The organism is Streptococcus mitis, assembly GCF_003942685.1.
Classification (GTDB): Bacteria; Bacillota; Bacilli; order Lactobacillales; family Streptococcaceae; genus Streptococcus; species Streptococcus mitis_CD.
Genome location: NZ_RJNR01000032.1, coordinates 1 through 1531 on the forward strand (window position 1 = coordinate 1; position 1531 = coordinate 1531).

Consider the following 1531-nt stretch of genomic DNA (forward strand, 5'->3'; position numbering starts at 1 on the left):
GGTAAATTCCCAAACTAAGTTCCACCGCTAATCCAAGTGGAAGTTAGTCTGATAAAAATTCTAAAAACCAGTGGAAATCCGTGTCAGGGTAAGTTCCACTGGTTTTAATCATGCTTGATTTCATCGCTTCTGTAGCCAAAATGAATCGAAAAAAAGAGCGCACAAAATCCCCTCATCTGAAAGCGTTTCAGATTAAGTTCCGCTATGGTGGAAGTTAGTGTGAGACGTTTGAATGGGGTTGAAGATTAGTTTTTAGAACTTATGTTGGAGTAATGTAGACGACTGGCAGACGTCTTCTGCAGGTATTTTAGAAATGCCGAGAAGTTTAGGAATTTCTTCTCCATAGGTAAAGGCAAAGAGTTCATAGGCTGACTTTCCATTCAAAGCAGCACGTTTGACACTGTTGACATGCGAACAGACGAGATTAATATCCTCTTGAGTTAAATTGTCAAAAGAAGTTCCTTTAGGTAGAATGTCGCGAATCAGCGTGTGATTTTTCTCAATTCTCCCTTTCTGGTCAGAGCGATTAGGATCACAAAAGAAGAGTTTACTCTCTCCTCGAACATCCATTTCGATGTCATCGACCCTGGCAAACTCTTCACCATTATCAGTCAGGATGACAGGAAAGAGTTGAAAGAAATCTTTATCCGCTTGGTGAAGAGTGTTCTTGATATCATAGAGATGTTTGGTAACCTCAAGGGCGGTTTTATTATCCAGTAGTCTAGCGAAGATAAAGTTACAGAAAGAGAGATTGAAGGTGAGTAGGACTTTACCTCCCATCCTGCCCATAACGGTGTCCATTTCCAGCCAAGAATTCAGTTGCTTAAGAGCCAAATAATTTAGGAAATCCTCATAGGAACGTCCTTTTTTAGATTCTTTAGGAATGGAAGGTAGCTTACTTTTCCGTCTTTCTTTGAATTTAACGGCTCTGGCTAGGTCAATAGGAGCGATAGATAGGTATCCTTTTCGGATGTGTCGATAGACAGTTGAGGAGCTGACATCAAGATTGTGAGTTTTGAGGATATGATAGATGTGTTGTCCCTTTTTAACACCATCAGAAATGATTTTGTCCATGTCCCAGAAGGTCTTGGAATTGAGGGGAGTTCCTTCACGAGCTTCGACAAGAGTTTGTTCGTACTGCTTTTGAGCTTGTTTAGCGAGGTAGAAGATTTTTTTAAATCCACAATTTTGTCTTCTTTTAGGGCATCCATTACAGACAAAGGGAGCCTTATTGAGTAGAGGACAAGGAAGCTTATCGCATGTAGACTCTCGGACTTGTCTGTTTCGTTTGACTTCTTTGGAAACAGTGGTCGGGTCTTTTAGAATGGATTGTCCGATAGCTTTGAAGGTTTCACCTCGCTCTAAGCCTAATTGGATATCATTACGGTCTGAAAGGGTAAGGTGTTTATGTTTTGTCATAGTAGACCTCATTTCTAACTCAAATGTCTCACACTTAATTCCACCATAAAAATCCGTTTTAGACTAATTTCCACTTTGGTCAGGTGAGTGGAAGTTACTTTGAGAAGTTACC

The 1531-nt window shown here is 40.3% G+C and carries 1 protein-coding gene; it reads right to left on the reverse strand.

The window, feature by feature from the left end; all coding sequences use genetic code 11:
- Positions 1-252 precede the first annotated feature (252 nt).
- A complete protein-coding gene (locus D8855_RS10325) occupies positions 253-1419 on the reverse strand; it encodes an IS30 family transposase (RefSeq protein WP_115904644.1) in 1167 nt (388 codons plus the stop codon).
- Between the last annotated feature and the right edge of the window lie 112 nt (positions 1420-1531).

Excerpts from the sequence above, each read along its gene's own strand:
- D8855_RS10325 (WP_115904644.1), bottom strand. The coding sequence starts at position 1,419 with ATGACAAAACATAAACACCTTACCCTTTCAGACCGTAATGATATCCAA.